Origin of the sequence: Pseudomonas sp. RGM2987, assembly GCF_022952855.1 — a bacterium.
Classification (GTDB): Bacteria; Pseudomonadota; Gammaproteobacteria; order Pseudomonadales; family Pseudomonadaceae; genus Aquipseudomonas.
In genome coordinates this window covers 20,853-36,319 of the sequence record NZ_JALJDX010000217.1, presented here as the reverse complement: position 1 = coordinate 36,319, position 15,467 = coordinate 20,853, and the positions used below count along the sequence as shown (strand labels likewise).

11 protein-coding genes are annotated in these 15,467 nt (G+C 61.1%); 2 read left to right on the top strand and 9 right to left on the bottom strand.

The window, feature by feature from the left end:
* Positions 1–49: 49 nt before the first annotated feature.
* The 9 genes from RGM2987_RS22670 to tssB all read right to left on the bottom strand — a co-directional run bounded on the left by RGM2987_RS22670 (position 50) and on the right by tssB (position 12,361).
* A complete protein-coding gene (locus tag RGM2987_RS22670) occupies positions 50–823 on the bottom strand; it encodes a DUF4123 domain-containing protein (protein WP_245145046.1) in 774 nt (257 codons plus the stop codon).
* Complete coding sequence (gene vgrG, locus RGM2987_RS22665; RefSeq protein ID WP_245145045.1) at positions 820–3,216, bottom strand: type VI secretion system Vgr family protein; 2,397 nt, start codon at positions 3,214–3,216, stop codon at positions 820–822. Before vgrG ends, RGM2987_RS22670 begins: the two co-directional genes overlap by 4 nt.
* Positions 3,213–5,876 (bottom strand): type VI secretion system ATPase TssH, encoded by a 2,664-nt coding sequence (gene tssH / locus RGM2987_RS22660; protein WP_245145044.1) that lies wholly within the window; start codon positions 5,874–5,876, stop codon positions 3,213–3,215. The genes vgrG and tssH overlap by 4 nt, the downstream gene beginning before the upstream one ends.
* Positions 5,877–5,987: 111 nt before the next feature.
* Positions 5,988–6,479, bottom strand: coding sequence for an Hcp family type VI secretion system effector (locus RGM2987_RS22655; protein WP_245145043.1), 492 nt, complete (start codon positions 6,477–6,479; stop codon positions 5,988–5,990).
* A gap of 21 nt (positions 6,480–6,500) precedes the next feature.
* Positions 6,501–8,222 carry an OmpA family protein gene (locus tag RGM2987_RS22650; RefSeq protein WP_245145042.1) on the bottom strand — a complete coding sequence of 574 codons (1,722 nt, stop codon included), beginning with the start codon at positions 8,220–8,222 and terminating at the stop codon, positions 6,501–6,503.
* Positions 8,223–8,229: 7 nt separating this feature from the next.
* The gene (gene tssL, locus RGM2987_RS22645) at positions 8,230–8,910 is read right to left on the bottom strand and encodes a type VI secretion system protein TssL, short form (RefSeq protein ID WP_245145041.1); all 681 of its coding nucleotides are present in this window, start codon (positions 8,908–8,910) and stop codon (positions 8,230–8,232) included.
* The gene (gene tssK, locus RGM2987_RS22640) at positions 8,907–10,262 is read right to left on the bottom strand and encodes a type VI secretion system baseplate subunit TssK (RefSeq protein ID WP_245145040.1); all 1,356 of its coding nucleotides are present in this window, start codon (positions 10,260–10,262) and stop codon (positions 8,907–8,909) included. The genes tssL and tssK overlap by 4 nt, the downstream gene beginning before the upstream one ends.
* A 24-nt stretch (positions 10,263–10,286) precedes the next feature.
* Positions 10,287–11,822, bottom strand: a complete 1,536-nt coding sequence (tssC, locus tag RGM2987_RS22635; RefSeq protein WP_245145039.1) for a type VI secretion system contractile sheath large subunit — start codon at positions 11,820–11,822, stop codon at positions 10,287–10,289.
* 44 nt (positions 11,823–11,866) lie between these two features.
* Positions 11,867–12,361 (bottom strand): type VI secretion system contractile sheath small subunit, encoded by a 495-nt coding sequence (tssB, locus tag RGM2987_RS22630; RefSeq protein ID WP_245145038.1) that lies wholly within the window; start codon positions 12,359–12,361, stop codon positions 11,867–11,869.
* Between the two features lie 865 nt (positions 12,362–13,226).
* Here tssB and RGM2987_RS22625 point away from each other — a divergent pair.
* Both RGM2987_RS22625 and mexE read left to right on the top strand, forming a co-directional pair.
* Positions 13,227–13,991, top strand: coding sequence for an ABC transporter substrate-binding protein (locus RGM2987_RS22625; RefSeq protein WP_245145037.1), 765 nt, complete (start codon positions 13,227–13,229; stop codon positions 13,989–13,991).
* Between the two features lie 197 nt (positions 13,992–14,188).
* Complete coding sequence (mexE, locus tag RGM2987_RS22620; protein WP_245145036.1) at positions 14,189–15,457, top strand: multidrug efflux RND transporter periplasmic adaptor subunit MexE; 1,269 nt, start codon at positions 14,189–14,191, stop codon at positions 15,455–15,457.
* Positions 15,458–15,467 lie beyond the last annotated feature (10 nt).

The following is a 15,467-nucleotide window of genomic DNA, read 5'->3' as shown; positions in this document are numbered from 1 at the left end:
GGTTATCGCAAATGTAGGCATAAGATCGTTTCCTTTCGTTGAAGACCGGTCATTCGGGCGCAAGCAATCTTTCAAGGGCAAAAGCTTCACGCTCGGAAACCAGAAGCAATCCCGCTTCGGTGGCCTCGATCATGGCGGCGTAACACTGATGAAAATATTGTTCAGCCCCCCAATGCGGCGTACGGCCGGCAAGCAGATTGCCCATGGCAAGGGTTGCATCACTGGCACAGCCGAGGGTTTCCAGCTGGTTATCGCTCAGCGCCATGGGTAAACAGTCATCAGCGGCCAGGGGGACACCGGGGCAACCAGGGAGGTACGCAGGCATATCGTCGCGATCCAGCCAACTCCAGAACACCGCGGGGCGCAGCAAGAGCTGCTGTTGCTCGGGTTGCAGCACATGGCTGAACAGCAGTGGAAACAGCCTTGGGTCGTAATAACGCAGCAGCCCGTCGCAGCCGCCATTGGTGGCTTCCAGACAACGGCCGAGGTATTCGGCCAGCGCCGCAAAGGGCCATGGCGAAGCCAGGATCAGCAACTGTGAGCGCCCCCGTGACGCCTGGATCAGGTTGCCCAGCCATTGCCGTTGCAGGGGCTGTATCAAGTCGACACGCAGCAACAACGGCGCCAGCTCGGTAGCGCCCTCTTCGGGCAAACCGGTGAACAGCGACTGCCACTGCAGCGGCGGTGCTACACAGCGCACGCTGGGCAATAACGGGACGTCACTGGCGGCCTGGTCCACGATGACGTCGAGATGGGTAAGGCCGCTCTTCGCACAAGACACTTCCAGTAGATCGAGCCAGGCATTGCAGTGAGCGGCGGTCATGCCGAAACCTCCCGAGGCATGAACCCCTGTGCAGCGGCCCGGGCTTTTTTCAAACACTCCTTGCACACAGAACCGGGTAATTCAGGCAGGGGGAACGCTTCGCTGGATGGTCCGCTGAGCCGGTGCTGTCCTTTTATGCTGACCACACCGGGGCTGTGAATCTGGATTTCGCCTTCGGCGGTAATCCGAATAAAGCCCCCACCACACCCCAGCGTGATGCCGTTCTTGGCCGTCACCTGCACGTGTCCCTGCACCGACTGCACGGTGATGTCCTGCTGGGCCTTGAGGTCCAGCACGTCGCCATGGGATTCGATTTCCAGCGGTCCCTTGCCGGAGACCAGGCGCATACCCTCCTGTTGCGCCAGCAACGAAATCCCCTGGTTGGCATGCGCCGACAGGCGCTTGGCGGCGGCGAGACTGATCTCGTCCTGGCTTTGCAGGTACAGGGCGCTTCCGCTTTCCAGCAGCAGGCTGGCCGGCGTCACGGCTCCAATGCCTTTGGGTGCGCTGAGCAGGATCGCGGGACCGCTGAGGTCCTTGGCGTCGGTCTGAAGCTGCCGCAACCCGTCAATGGCCGACGGGCGACTGTGGTGGGCCTGGGCGATCTGCTGCCAGCCAGTCATCTGTTGGCTAGCCGTCTGTACCCGTTCGGACGCGGGCGCCATGGCCAATACGTCACCGTTGGCCTTGGCCTGCTCATCAGCACTGATAAACAGCCCCTTACCCCCCCGAATCGCCCCCCAACCATCCGTACGCAGCTCAAACCCTTCCCCACGCTTCGCTTTCTCGCCATCCACCAAATGCCCCAGGTTCAACTGGCTCTTGCCACTGTGCTCAGTGCTGAGCTTGATATGCTCCTGGCCGCGCAGGTCGTCCATGCGCAGTTTGTTGTTGGCCGGGGTGCGCAGGACGTTGCGTTTGTAGTTGTGCAGGGTCACCGGGTCGGGGTGTTCGTTGTCGTGCAGGGCGTAGGCGATGTAGGGGCGGTCGGGGTCGCCCTGTTCGAAGGCGACGGCCACTTCGGTGCCGTCCAGCAGGGGGAGGTGCAGGCCGTAGGTGTCGCCGGCGTAGGGCCGGGCCAGACGTAGCCAGAGGCTTTCCCGGCCGGGTTGCCAGGTGTCGCGGTCGAACAGGAAGCGGACTTTGTAGCGTCCTTCCAGATCGATCTCGGCGTACCGGTCGTTGCGCTCCGGGCTGCTGACGCGGGCCGGGACGGTGCCGGCGATCCGCGGCTTGGGCGGCAATGGCGGGCGGAAGCACACGGTTTCCGAATAGGGGATCGCTTCGAAGGTGGCAACGAAGCTGCGGTCGCGGGCGGCTTCGGTGCGCAGTTGGACGATCACCGCACCAGGGGCGAAGGCCTGGGGTGCGCCGCCGGAGATTTTAAGCTGTTGGCCCGGTGCCAGGATCGCGCTGCTGCTGGTGCCGCTGAGTCGGGTCCGTTGGTTGAGGTAGCGCTCGTGGCGCAGGCGGGCGTAGAAGAAACCGCTTTCGCTGAGCAGGTCTTCGTCCTGGGCGTAGCGGTCACCCAGTTCCCGGTAGGCTTCGGCGTAATGATAGGCCTCGCCGTAGGTGCCCGGGGCGCGCCGGGTCTGGTCGACTTCGCCGTTAAGGAAGGCGTGGGCGTCGCGGTAGTGATAGGCGCGAAAGTGGATGTTGCGTTCCACCACCTCGTGGGCGGTTTGCAGCTGCCAGACGCTGTCCTGGCCGCTGCTGGTCAAGCCCGATTGCGGCTGATAAGCCAGCTCGATGCCGCGCTGGTAATGGCGCTGGTCGTCGTGGAGTTCCACCACGTCGATGCTCAGGCGCTCGTGGCTGGTGAAGCGGTACCAGATGCCGACCTCGGCCAGCAGCCGGTCGATGAAGGCCAGGTCGCTTTCGTCGTACTGCATGACCTGTTCGCGCCGCGGGTAGTCACGTGCCAGCTTGAAGTAAAAGTCCTGGCCCTCGAAACCGTGGCGGCTGCGCAGGATGTGCTCGACGATCTCCGGCACCGATTGGTGCTGGTAGATCCGGAATTGTTTGCCTCGGGCCAGCAACCCCAGGCGCGGTTGCAAGGTGATTTCGTAGCGGGCTTCGTCCCTGGAGCCGGACAGCCGTTTGAAGCCGCACACCACGCCATGGAAGGTGCGTAACGGCTTGATCACCGGCGGCGTGAAACCCCGCGGGGTGGGCGGTGGCGGCATGGCGTAGAGGCTGAAATGGGCGTACTGGTTGAGCAACTCTTCGGCCGCCAGATCGCGTTCGGTGCAGGTGAATTCGATGCGATAGTGGTACGGCCGGCTCAGGTGCTCGTCGCCCTCGAAGGCCAGCACGTCGAGCTTGGCCTTGAGGTCGCCGACACGCAGGGTATGGCGGCTGTGGTCGAAGAAGGTGCGCACGGCGGTGTTCATTGGGCGGCCTCCATGATGACGGTGTCGTGTGTATTCACGGCATCGACGAAGCGCAACGTAACGCCCTCCTCGCGGCAATAGCCCAACCTCACTGCCCGGGTTCGCTGCCGCGCGGCCCGACGTTGCAACAATTGCTGGCTCAGCACCGGCAGGATCTGTTCGTTGAGCAGGCTGTCGATGTTGCGCGCCCCGGTGTCGGGCAACAGGCAGGCGCTCACCAGCGCCGTGTTGAGTGCGCTGTCTACCTCGCAGTCCAGGCCGTAGTGGCGTTGCAGCCGCCGGGCAACCTGGCCGAGCTTGATCGCGACGATGCGCTCTAGAGCATCGGCGAGCAGCGGGCGATAGATGAGGGTCTGGAAGCGCGCCAGCAAGGCGGGTTGGAAGTGCTCGCGCAGGATCGGTCGCAGCAGTTCGTGCAAGGCGCTATCCGGTGTGTCGGGCTGCGCGTTCAAATGGGCTTGCAGCAGATCGCTGCCCAGGTTCGAGGTCATGAGAATGACCGTGTTACGAAAGTCGATTTCGCGCCCTTCCCCGTCACGCATGAAACCGCGGTCGAAAACCTGGTAGAACAGGCTCAGCACATCGCGATGGGCTTTTTCCACCTCGTCCAACAGCACGACACTGTAAGGCCGCTGGCGTACGGCTTCGGTCAGTACCCCGCCCTGCCCGTAGCCCACATATCCAGGGGGCGAGCCTTTGAGCTGGCTGACGGTGTGCGCTTGCTGGTATTCGGAAAAGTTGAGGGTTATGAGGGATTTCTCGCCACCAAACAGACTGTCGGCCAGCGCCAGGGCGGTTTCGGTCTTGCCGACGCCGCTGGTGCCCACCAACAGGAAGACGCCCAACGGTGACTTGTCATCGGTGAGGCCTGTCTTGGCCGCACGCAGGCGCTGGGCCAATGCGTTGAGCGCGGTGGCCTGGCCGATGACGCGCTCGCCCAATCGCTGCTCCAGCATCAACAGATTGTCCTGTTCATCCTTGAGCAAGCTGCCCAGCGGAACTCCGGTCCAGTCAGCAACCACTTCAGCCACGCTGCGTGCGTCAACGTCCAGGGACAGCAGGGGTTGACTGTCCTGGACCTCGTCCAGGCGTCGTTGCAGTTGCGCACAGGCCTCACGCTGCGGTGGCTCTGCCTGGCGCGCAGCGAGCAGTTGTTGGGTCAGGTCGAGGGCCTGCCGATACTGCCGCTCAAGGGTGGATTGCTGACGCTGCAAGTGGAGGTACTGCTCAGCGATTTGCCCCAGGCGCTGGGTATCGGCACAGCCACTCAGCTCCCGGTCGGCTTCCAGCGCTTGTTGCTCCTGCGCCAAGGCGGTCTGGCTCGCTCTCACCCGGACCAGCGCCTGGGGTTCGCAGTCCAGGCTCATGCGTACCCGTGCACTAGCGGTGTCCAGCAAGTCGACGGCCTTGTCGGGCAATTGGCGGCCCGCCAGGTAGCGCCGCGACAAACTGACGGCAGCCTGCACCGCTGCGTCCAGGATGTGCACGCCATGGTGGCTGGCATAGCGGCCTTTGAGACCGCGCAGCATCAAGCAGGCAGTCGCGTCGTCCGGCTCGTCGACCTTGACCCTCTGGAAGCGCCGCTCCAGCGCAGCATCGCGCTCGAAATATTGTTTGTATTCACTCCACGTGGTGGCTGCAATGGTGCGCAATTCACCACGGGCCAGGGCGGGTTTGAGCAGGTTCGCCGCGTCGGCGCCACCCGCCTGGTTGCCGGCGCCGATCAGGGTGTGGGCTTCGTCGATGAAAAGCAGGATCGGGGTGTCGGATTGCTGCACGGCATCGATGACGTTTTTCAGGCGCTGTTCGAACTCACCTTTGACCCCGGCGCCGGCCTGCAACAATCCGAGGTCAAGGGCGCGCACGCAGGTCGACTTGAGCCGGTCGGGAACCTCGCCCTGGGCAATGCGCAGCGCCAGGCCTTCGACCAGCGCGGTTTTACCGACCCCGGGTTCGCCCACCAGGAGTGGATTGTTCTTGCGCCGGCGACTGAGGATATCGATGACCTGGCGGATTTCATCTTCCCGACCGAACACCGGATCGATCTCCCCTCGCCCCGCCTTCGCGGTCAGGTCCTGGGTGAATCTGTCCAGCAGGGCTTGCTGTGCACCAGGCTGCTGCGACGCGGGACCAGAGTCACTCATGGCGCCCACCGCCCCGTCCACAGCCAGCTGTTTCTGGATCTCGGGTCGTTCTTCGGAAGTTTGTTCAAGCAAAGGAAACAGACGCTGGAATTGCGCCTCGCTGAGGCTGAGCAAGGGCCACGCGGCCTCGCAGGCCAGCAGGCCGGGCGTGTCCATCAGGGCGCCGAGCAAATGTATGGAGCGCAGTCTGTCGTTATGATCATCCATTGAAGCGCGCAGCCAGGCGTTGCCGATCAGTTGTAGCAGGGGCTCCGCCAGCTGCGGCTTGCCCTGTACGCTGCGTGGCAGGGTGTCGATGTGGTTGAGCAAGCCGTACCACAGCGCCTCCAGGTCCCACTCGTAACGGCGCGCGATCAACGTCAGATCACCTTCGCCCTGACCAAGCAGCTTGAGCAACCAGTGTTCGATGGTGACCTGGGCGTGGGCGCGGCTTTGACACAGCGAGGCCGCCGCACTCAACGCCTGGGCGCAGTAAGGGTTGAGACGACGAAGCAAACGAGTGGAGCTCTGTGCCATGAGGGGCGTCCTTGTGCGGGTTTTCCGTGTGTCGGTAGAGCAAGTTGCGGATCAAGGGCGATGTCTCGGGTGAAGCGTCCGCGAACGGACGCTCAACCGGCCCTTTGTGCGTCAGGCGCTCTGGCGCTCAGTCCAAGAATCGGAGTGGATGATGTTGCCGTCCTTGTAGGTCCAGGTGACCTTTTCGTAGCGCAACTCAATCTGTTCCAGATGGTTGTGCTTCTCTTTGGTCGGGTCCTTGATGTCATGCATTTGCGGAGCAACCCTGACGACCTTGACTTTTTCCAACCGGGTAATGAAATACACGGTTTCCTGCCCGGCATCGTCGATGCGGTACCACTTGAATTCCGCGCTCTCCAGGGTTTCGCCGGTGGTTACTGCCTTGTAGAGATAAGGGCTGGAGGCATCGATTTCCTTGGAAAACAGAAATGGCGCATGCACCCGCGTACCGGTCAACTTACCGGTGTTGTTATCCGTGGGGATGTACAGGCTGTGTTCCTGGGCGAGCACCTCGATACTGCCCTCGCGCTCTCGCACATCAACCGAGCCCTTGATGGCCTCGTTTGCGTCCTTGTGCAGCCAGAGGTAAATGGGAATTGCCATGTGAAGCTCCTTTTCTGAGGGTTAAAAGTCGCGGAATGCGACGGGGGGTTGCGTGTCCGGGCCTGCCGTGGGGGAGGCACAGGCCCCCTCTTCAGGCACCAGACGGATATCGACACGACGATTGGCCGCGCGCCCTGCCTCGGTGTCATTGCTGGCGATCGGTTGGCTGGCGCCGAACCCTTGCACGGCGACACACCGGTCCGGAATGCTGCCCATGTGCTGCATCCATTCATGCACGGCGGCGGCCCGGGCGCGGGACAGCTGAAGGTTTTGCCATTCATCTCCAGTGGCATCGGTGTGCCCGGCGATGACGATCAGCCAACCGGGCCGGGCCTTGATCCCGAGCAGTGCATTGATCAATACCCTGGTCGAGTCCGGCTTGAGCCGGGCGCTGCCCGGGCTGAACAGCGACAGGCTGTCCAGGCGCACCGGTTCCGACTGCGCAAGCATTGGCACAGCCGGCCCACCGTGACGGGCAATGACCGTCAGCAGCGGTCCCCTGAGCTGCTCGCCCCGATACAGGCCCAGGCCCAGTGCCAGCGGGGCACCGTGACGGTAGTAGGTGTCCAGGCGCCTGGCGGTCTGACGCAGGACCGTCATGGCGTCTTCGCGCAATGCCGATTCGCCGTGGCGGCGCGGAACCGACTCAGGGATCGACGTATAGCGACGCAGGTCGTCGCTGACCTGACGCACCAACAGGGTGTTCTGCCAGGCCGAACTGGTGAGCGCGACCGCACCGGCCAGCGCAAACAGCCACAGGGCAACGACACTGGCGCGCTGTGTCGACGTGGGGCCGACGCGCAGTGGGATCAGGTTCAGCAAAGGATCCGGGAATGGCAGCGCCGCATCCGTCACGGCTTGCCTGTTGTCCGTCAGCACCAACCGCTTGCGCAGCCATTTTCGCCATAGGTTTTCGTGCATCACCTGGGGCAATGCCGATACTTGCCTGATTGCGCAAATCGTTACCGATCCGAACGGTCCGGTAGCCTCGCGGATGGCGAGGTGTGGCAAGACGGCTTCATGCAGCCAGGCCGCGGCGCTGCTCAGTTGCACGCAGGCATGCATCCGCGTTGCTTGCACTGACGAATCGGCGGCGTGCAATTGCCAATCCGTCAGACTGACGCACGCCCCGGCGTCACGAACGCGAGGGCTGCCCTCGCCATTCGCCCAGCAGAACCATGAGTCCTCACCTTGCCGGGTTTGAAAGTAACTCACCAGCATCAACGGCAGCGCCGTCCCCTGCCTGCGCGCAATTGCCGCCTGGTGGCGAAACGTGCGCAGCCGTCCGGCCAGCACGCCACTGTCGGTGTGTGCGCAAGGATTGAGGACGAGCATGACACTGAGTTGGGCGTGCCACTGCGGGCGCAACGCCAGGAGGCTTTCAGTAATGTCCGGCAGTTTCTCCAATGCCGGCACGCACACATAGCAGCCCTGATCCGTATGCCTCAAGGCAAGCCGCTCGGCGACGACTGTGCCGAACAGACTGTCCATGCCATCGCCACATACGAGCACGACCGGCCGACGAAACGAAGCCGGGGGCAAGGACACCGTGTCAGCCCATAGGCCCCCTGCACGCTGATGCGCGGCGCGACGCCTGGCCAGAAACCAACCCAATGACACACCGCACACGACGATCAGAGCCACGACGATGCGCACCGGACCAGCAAGCGGGATGATGGCGAGCAATCCAAGGATCAGCATTCCCGCCCAAAGCCCGAGGGCGTGTTGCAATCTGGTCGTCATTTGCAAGTCATGCCTCACCGGGTGAAAGCGAGGTCACCACGCCATGCAGCAAATGATCCATTGCCCACCAGACACCGACGAGCAAGAGTGCGACCATCAGGGCATGGAACAGCGGTGATCGGCGCTGGAACAGGCCGCCAATCACTGTGCTGCGCGCCGGCTGCAAGACCAGTTGCTGGTCTACGACCAAGGGCGGTACGTGCGCGTTGAGTGCCGCCAGTATCTGTTCACGCTCAGGATCGGCCGCCTCCGGATAGCGCCCCCGAAATCCGAGCAGCAATACCCGCTGGAAGACTGTCAGCACACGCTTGTCCGGGGCAGGCGCGCGCAAGACTTCGTGCATCTGCTCGTAGAGAAAGATCCCGGCCTGATGACGATTGAAAAACTTCGCCTGAAGCGGTTCGCAGGCCCATTGGGCGCGGATGTCTGCTGTGCTACAGCTGAGCACAGTCTCATCGAGCAAGGCGCATTGAGCATGGCTGACATGATCGATGCTGGACTGATCGAGGCCTGCCTGCCCCAGTTGCCGTCGAGTATCCTCAACCTGCTTTACGCATGCCTGCCATAGCTGCTGGATCTGAGGCGTCGAAGCACCCTGGCGCAACTCGACCACCAACATGTAGGTATCGTGCAGCAGGGCATCCATGTCCGCCGCGATTAAAGACTGTTTCTGGTTAGTCCGATTCATGCGCGCAACACCGCAAACAGTTCAAGCTTCACGTCCGCCAAGGTGCTCGGTACATAAAAGGCAAAGGTGCCCACGGCCAGCATGGCCTGCCCCTCGGGATGGCTGAGATCGAGGGCGAAGTACTGATTCTCCAGACGCAGCGCAATCGCCGCCGGTACATGGCGCAGGGACAGCAGCGGGACCCCGTCGAGAGCGGCGTTGATCAGCTGATCGACATCGTCCGGCGCGCCGACCTTGCATAGGCGCGGGAATTGGTCCTGCAACTGCGCCGCCGGCAACAGGCTACGCACCGACAGGTAGAAATCCGCGCCATCGGGTTCGCGCAAGCGTGCGTCGTTCAGCGTCACCTGCCAGCGGTTGGCGCCCGGTTCCTCCAGCGCCAAGGCAACGACCCGCGATGGCAGGCTGGCTTCCAGCAACTTGGCGATGGTGCGCATCAGTGGCGCAAACACCGTTTCCAGTTGCTCATGCCGATAGGCTGGAATCTCGTCGGTATCGTGCTCCAGGGAGAACGTCAGCAGGCTTCCGGCCAGTTTCACCAGCACTTGGTAAACCTGCTCGGGATGCCGCTGCGGGAATGACTTGAGGTCGTCCAGTACCGGCTGATAAGTGTTCAGCGCATTGAGCAACCAGAACAGCGACACATCAGCGACGGCAAAGTCGGCCATGCGCTGATTGCTCTCCCGACGCATGCCCATCAGTCGCTTGCGCTTGGCGGACAGTTGAGTCAACAGATTGTCCAACTGGCCCAGGAGTCCCGGATGCGCGGCGAAACTGAGCAGTGGCGGCACATAGGCCGGATCGAGGCCCCACCCACCTTGCCCATCGCGCACCAGGCGCGCGACCGGACAGGTCAGGTATTCGCCGTTGTCGTCGCTGTCCAGACGCAGACCGAGGATGTGTTCCAGTACACCGATGGACTGGATATCGTCGGCGTAGATGTCCTGGACCGCTCGCCAGTCCTGGCGATAACGGGTTGGCCGGTCGGCCCGGCCTTCCTGCATCAAGCAATTGTTGCCATTGGCCTGCTCCAGCGGCAGCGCCAGCAGCAGGACCGCTTCCTGGGCATCGTCGGACAGCAATCGTGCCAGCTCCAGTGCGGGCGGCAGTCGATCTACCCGTTCGCTATCGACCAGGGTGCCGTCGGGCATACGCACATGCAGCCGGGTTGCCTTGAGCTTGCCCAGGCGCAATGCGTCCAGGTCAAACGCCACAGCGCTCACACCCCAGGGGTGCACCAGTGCCAGCTGCGCGAGCTGCTCATTCGCCCATGCCTCCCAGCGCGCCTGTTGCTGGAACTGTTGCGCAGACAGCAGGGTTCCAGACGCCCATAAAGGGCGGTCAATTTTCATGGCATCGTTTCCTTCGAAGAGAGGTCAGGCTTTCGCCTTGGGCATCTGCGAAACCAGCGACAAGTTGACGTCCATGCCCTCGACTTGAAAGTGCGGCACGGCATACAACTTCACACGGAAGAAGCCGGGATTGTCCTCGATATCTTCCACGGTGACTTTCGCCTCACGCAGCGGATGGGAGGCTTGCAGGTCGTCCCCGGGGTCGGTCATCTGCGTGACCAAGCCACCGATCCACTTGTTCAGTTCCAGCTCCAGCACGCGCCGGTCCTTGGTGGTCCCGATATTTTCCCGCTGGATCAATTTCAGATAATGGGCAATGCGCGAGAGCAGGAAGATATAGGGCAAGCGCGCATTGATCCGGCTGTTGGCGGTGGCTTCCACCGCGTCGTACAACGCCGGTTTCTGTGCAGAGCTGGCGGAGAAGAAACACGCATAGTCACGATTCTTGTAGTACGACAAAGGAATGAAGCCGAGGTTGGCGAACTCGAACTCGCGGGTTTCCGGAATCATGATCTCTGAAGGGATCTTTACCTGGCTGCCAGTGCCCAGGTCGTACAAGTGGATCGGCAAATCCGCTACCGCGCCGCCGGACTGCGGCCCACGAATCTGCACGCACCAACCATTGGCAATAAAGCTCTTGACCATGTTGGCGGCGAAGGCAAAGGAGGCATTGGTCCACAAGTACTTATCGTGGTCTGGTCCCTTGACGTTTTCGATATAGTTGAAGCTGCGCACTGGCAGCGTATCCGGCCCATAAGGGAGACGACCCAGGACTCGTGGCATGGTCAGACCGATATATCGGGCATCGTCACTGTCACGGAACGCCTTCCACTTGATGTACTCGGCTCGATCGAAATAGTTGCCAATGTCCTTGATGGCCGCCACTTGCTCCATCGACTCCTTGCCAAAAAAACCTGGCCCGACCGAACCGATGAATGGCATGTGCGCTGCTGCAGCCACTTTCGAAATATTGCGCAGCAAGGCAATATCCTGCGGACTGCGGTCAAACTCATAGTTTGAAATAGCCGCGGCAATAGGCTCGCCTCCCGGCATATCGTATTCGCGGGTGTAAGTATGCAAATACAAACCGCTCTGCGCGATCTCGGGAGCGTCTTCAAAGTCTCGCACCAGATCGGATTTACTGATATCCAGCAGTTCAACGCGCACGTTCTGGCGGAAATCCGTCTGGTCAATCAGGGACTTCACGCCGCGCCAGGTCGATTCGACCGCCTGGAAGTCAGGGTGATGCATGATCGCGTCGAGTTGGCGACTGATCTGTCCGTCCAACGAAGCGATATGTTCGTCGAGCAGCACTTTGTCCAAGCGCTCCACTTTGCGCGATGACTGTTTTAGCAACTTCAGGAATACCGATACGGCAGCAGTGACCCGCTCATCGGCCGAGGCTTCGGACAGCGCCTCGGGATGCTGGAAGGTTTCAATATCTGCAAGTTCTGTGATGGGACTCAAATTGATCCGACTGAAAAGAGCAGCATAGACTCCACTATCTTCAGACAACACTGTAGCGCCGCGCGATTGCACGCTTGAACTTTCAATGGGCATGATAAAACTTCTCTTTTTGCCTAAGACAGAATGAATGAGCGACTTTATTTCCGAGCTAAAGCCGTCAACTCTGCTCGTAGTTCATCACTGAGTGAATCGTCTTTTAGAATACGTTCCAGTTCGTGACGAAAAGTCATGTTATCCAACAGGTTCGATTTGAGATCGCGTAACAAATTGCGCATGGCCAACAGCGCACGCAACTGCGGGATCTGCCGCGCAACCTGCTCAGGCTCGAAATCCTTCATGCGTTGGAACTGCAACTGGACCGCAAATTCGGCTTCATCACTGACCAGCGTGTTATGCGCAGCGAATTTGACGCCGGGCGAAAACTCCCCAAGGACACTGTCCAGATTATTCTTATCGACATTGATCTTGTTTCTGTCCGATAACGGCCGCGTTTCCTTGCCGTTACTGTAGTCGCCCATCACCATCAGCTTCAGCGGCAGTTCGACTTTTTTCTGCGCTCCGCCGGTATGTAAATCGAGCTTGATGTTAACCCGCGCCTTGGGCACCTCATTTTGGAAACTGTTTGAAGTCATATCCCTTCCCTCCCAGACTTTTCAAGGCATTGGATGCCGGATAAATACGTCACGAGCCCGCGCGCCTTCCCCTGTTGCCAGCCACTCTTCTCTCACGCTGAGCATGCGCGCCAACTGCTCGATTCGTGCCTCGGGAACGCCTCGGGCGAACCAGTTGGTCAGGCACTGCGGGCTGATACGAAGCAGTTCAGCGAAGCCCGCGAAAGAGATGGCGTATTCCCCAAGCGTGGCTCTTAAACGTTGCCCGCTGGCCGGTTGGGAGCGTGGCTGCAAATGTCTACGCGCTCGTCCTGAGCGTTGATCGTTAATGATGCCGTGCCTCCTGTGCCTCCGATTTGCGAGACCCAATGTAGGTGACAAAGTGCGGGATGGGATAGGGCTAAAAGTGCCCCAATTTGTAGAATAGGAACCGCCCCACGCCTCGCGGACAAAAGACCTACAGACGTTGCCTAAGCGGAGGCTTGTCGACCCCATATTGCGGCTGAAAACCTCACTTTCTGACAGAAAAGGTTACAACTCATGGGCGCCATCGCGAGCCGGCTCGCTCCCACAACGGCCTTGGGTGGACTCAGAACCCTTGCTGATCTCACGGAAGTCCGATGCTGGCCTACCCGGGCAGTCCACCAAGCCACTGCACATCCGAATTCAAGGCTTGCGCCGAGCAAATGATCTATACCTTCAGAAACACGCAATCAGGCCAAGGCGGCGGTACTGACGTGACTGGATGGGACGTGTGACTGGATGGGACGGTGGTAGCGGATCTGTCCGGATCGCGGGCTCTTATAATGAAGCCGGCCTGTAGACGTATATCCGGCGCCCTTACGCTTGGATTGGCGCACCACTTTCAATGCCTGAAGTATCGTCCATGAGCCCGACCACGCGCGTTTTGAATGCCTCGACCAAAGCGCTTTACCGGCTTTGTCTGTTGCTGCCGCTGCTGGCTGCCCATGGGGCGAGCGCCGAACCTCCAGTCATTGAACTGCACATCCTCGATGCGCCGCCCCTGACATTTGTCGATGATCCCCGAGGCCATGGCATCGTTGGCGATGTCGCCGTGGCAGCCATGACCAAGGCCGGGTATGCGGTGAAGATTCATGTGCTCCCTTGGGCCAGGGCCCAGAAGCACGTAAGCGAGAGTCAGGACCATCTGATCACGCCGCTGTCACGCATACCCGGGCGTGAAGACCACTACACCTGGATCGCCTCGATCATGCCCATGGAGCGCGCTTTTTTCAGCCTTGATCGGAAAGTAGACAGCTTTGCGCAGGCCAAGGACAGCTTCCGTAAGATCGGCGTCGGCCTGGGCAGCGCACAGGAGGAGATCCTGCGCACCCAAGGCTTCAGCGATGAGCAGATCTACCCGCTGGCAATCGGTGACAATCCGGCGCAGATGCTGCTGAAGGGGCGCATCGACGCGTGGTTCAACGGTGTCCCGGAGAGCCGCTACATCTGGCCGAAGGTGTCCAAACGCAAGCTGTTGATGAGCCCGGTCGGCAGTAACGCCGACCTGTACCTCGCCTGCTCCAAGCAATGCTCCGCCAAGATGGTCGAAGACCTGCGCAACGCCGTGGAATCGCTTCGCAAGGATGGATCGGTCAAGCGCATCCATGACCTTTATTTACCCGAATAAACGAACCGATTAATGATTGCGATCATACTCAAACCATCAATCTGATTGATAGCACGCTAACAAAAGCCCCGAACTAGAGGGCTCGTCGATGGCTTATATCATTCCGAATGATAGTTACCTTTGTTTCATTCGATTCGTTCCGCCGCTTCGCGCCACGCATCATCCGCCCATTCTCAATACATTGGCGGATGCTATCCATGGACCATTCACTTCCACAACAGTCACTTTCAAAACTGCGTTTCCCCCTTGCGCTGCTGGCGGTGCTGGTGATGAGCGCCTGCGGCAAGACTCCCGATACCGCTGCCTCGATGCCGCCAGCCAAAGTCAGTGTCGCCAAGGTGCTGGAGCAGCCGGTCAACGAATGGGATGAGTTCACCGGTCGCCTCGAAGCCCCGGAGACCGTCGAGATCCGTCCTCGCGTGTCGGGGCAGATCGATGAAGTCGCCTTCACCGAAGGCGCACTGGTCAAGAAAGGCGACCTGCTGTTCCAGATCGACCCACGCCCATTCCAGGCTGAAGTCCGTCGCCTGGAAGCCCAGGTCGCCCAGGCCCGTGCCACCGCGACCCGCAGCGAGAACGAAGCCCAGCGTGGCGAACGCCTGCGTCTGAGCAATGCCATTTCCGCCGAACTGGCCGACTCGCGCACCACCGCCGCCCAGGAAGCCCGCGCGGCCGTCGCTGCCATCCAGGCACAACTGGACCTGGCTAAGCTGAACCTGAGCTTCACCCGTGTGACCTCGCCCATCAGCGGTCGCGTCAGCCGCGCGGAGATCACCGCCGGCAACCTGGTGACCGCCGACACCACGACGCTTACCAGCGTGGTCTCCACCGACAAGGTCTACGCCTACTTCGACGCTGACGAGCGGGTCTTCCTCAAGTACACCCAACTCGCTCGCCAAGGCCAGCGCGGCCAGGCCACGCCGGTCTACATGGGCCTGTCCAACGAAGACGGCAACCCGCACCAGGGCCAGATGAACTTCATCGACAACCAGGTCAACCCGCAGACCGGCACCATCCGTGGTCGCGCCGTGTTCGACAACAAGGACGGCGCCTACACCCCAGGCCTGTACGCTCGCCTGAAGCTGGTCGGCAGCGGCACCTATTCCGCCGTGCTGATCAACGACGAAGCCGTGGGCACCGACCTGGGCAAGAAATTCGTGCTGGTGATGGACGCCGAGAACAAGCCGGCCTACCGCGCCGTCGAGCTCGGGCCGAAGATCGAAGGTCTGCGCATCGTGCGTAGCGGTCTGAACAAGGACGACACCATCATCGTCAAGGGACTGCAACGGGCACGTCCGGGTTCGCCGGTCACGCCTGAAACGATTCCAATGGCCAGCGAGGAAACCCTCGCAGCCCTGGCACAGCAACGTAAAGCGCTCGAAGCCAGCAACCTGCCGCAAGTCGCGCCGTCCAAGGCGGCGTCCGGCTCGGCAGGCAAACTGGCCGCTGCGACCCCACGCGGTTAAGGGACTGAAT

Coding starts and splice junctions, on each gene's coding strand:
- RGM2987_RS22670 (WP_245145046.1), bottom strand. CDS start 823: ATGACCGCCGCTCACTGCAATGCCTGGCTCGATCTACTGGAAGTGTCT.
- vgrG (WP_245145045.1), bottom strand. CDS start 3,216: ATGAACACCGCCGTGCGCACCTTCTTCGACCACAGCCGCCATACCCTG.
- tssH (WP_245145044.1), bottom strand. CDS start 5,876: ATGGCACAGAGCTCCACTCGTTTGCTTCGTCGTCTCAACCCTTACTGC.
- RGM2987_RS22655 (WP_245145043.1), bottom strand. CDS start 6,479: ATGGCAATTCCCATTTACCTCTGGCTGCACAAGGACGCAAACGAGGCC.
- RGM2987_RS22650 (WP_245145042.1), bottom strand. CDS start 8,222: ATGACGACCAGATTGCAACACGCCCTCGGGCTTTGGGCGGGAATGCTG.
- tssL (WP_245145041.1), bottom strand. CDS start 8,910: ATGAATCGGACTAACCAGAAACAGTCTTTAATCGCGGCGGACATGGAT.
- tssK (WP_245145040.1), bottom strand. CDS start 10,262: ATGAAAATTGACCGCCCTTTATGGGCGTCTGGAACCCTGCTGTCTGCG.
- tssC (WP_245145039.1), bottom strand. CDS start 11,822: ATGCCCATTGAAAGTTCAAGCGTGCAATCGCGCGGCGCTACAGTGTTG.
- tssB (WP_245145038.1), bottom strand. CDS start 12,361: ATGACTTCAAACAGTTTCCAAAATGAGGTGCCCAAGGCGCGGGTTAAC.
- RGM2987_RS22625 (WP_245145037.1), top strand. CDS start 13,227: ATGAGCCCGACCACGCGCGTTTTGAATGCCTCGACCAAAGCGCTTTAC.
- mexE (WP_245145036.1), top strand. CDS start 14,189: ATGGACCATTCACTTCCACAACAGTCACTTTCAAAACTGCGTTTCCCC.